The following is a 735-nucleotide window of genomic DNA, read 5'->3' as shown; positions in this document are numbered from 1 at the left end:
ATCGCCCGAGTAGCTCGCCGTGAGACTGTCCGTGCCGAGCGCCAGACCATCCGTCGTCAGCGTCGCCACGCCATTGACCACGTTCGCCGTGCCGATCGCCGTGCCGTTGCTGTAGAACGTCACCGTGCCCGTCGCCGACGGTCCGCTGAATGGGACGCCGTACCAGGACTCGTCATGCTGGCTTGCGCCCACCGTCGCCGTAAGCGTCAGCGGCACCCCCACTGTCGCCTGCGAAGTCGACGTGCTCAACGCCACCGTCCCCGCCGCCTGCCCGACCGTCACCTGCGTCGTCCCCGTTCCCGCCGGCGTCTCCGAATCCCCCGAGTACACCACCGTCAGGTCATGCGTGCCCAGCGACATCGGCGAAAGGTACTGCTGCTCCTCGTCCGGGTTCGTGAAACTGGCCACCAGCGTCTGCCCGTCGAACACGCTGAACGTGCCCGTCGTAGAATCGCTGAACACATAAGGCGTGAGCGCAACCGGGAAGCCGATCTGCTGGCCATCCGGTAAAGGCACGCGCATCGAGAAACGAACTGTTCCGTCCGTCAGTGCAGGAGGCTGCGGCGCCCCGGACGCCGCCGCTACCTGCACGGTCGGCCCCGTGTCCGCCACGCTGCCCAGGTTGTTCGTGTCGCCCGCATACGCAGCCGTCAACGCATCCGCACCCGCCGGCAGGCAGTCCGTCACCAGCGTCGCCACGCCGTCGACCACGGTAGCCGTGCCCAGCAGCGTCAT

1 protein-coding gene is annotated in these 735 nt (G+C 67.8%); it reads right to left on the bottom strand.

What is annotated here, in order from left to right; genetic code table 11:
• On the bottom strand, positions 1 to 735 hold a 735-nt coding region (locus GQ56_RS0137355), incomplete at both ends, for an Ig-like domain-containing protein (RefSeq protein ID WP_031403499.1).

The organism is Burkholderia paludis (assembly GCF_000732615.1).
Lineage (GTDB): Bacteria > Pseudomonadota > Gammaproteobacteria > Burkholderiales > Burkholderiaceae > Burkholderia > Burkholderia paludis.
Note: the sequence above shows the minus strand (reverse complement) of the source record. Positions and strands in the feature narration are given on the sequence as shown.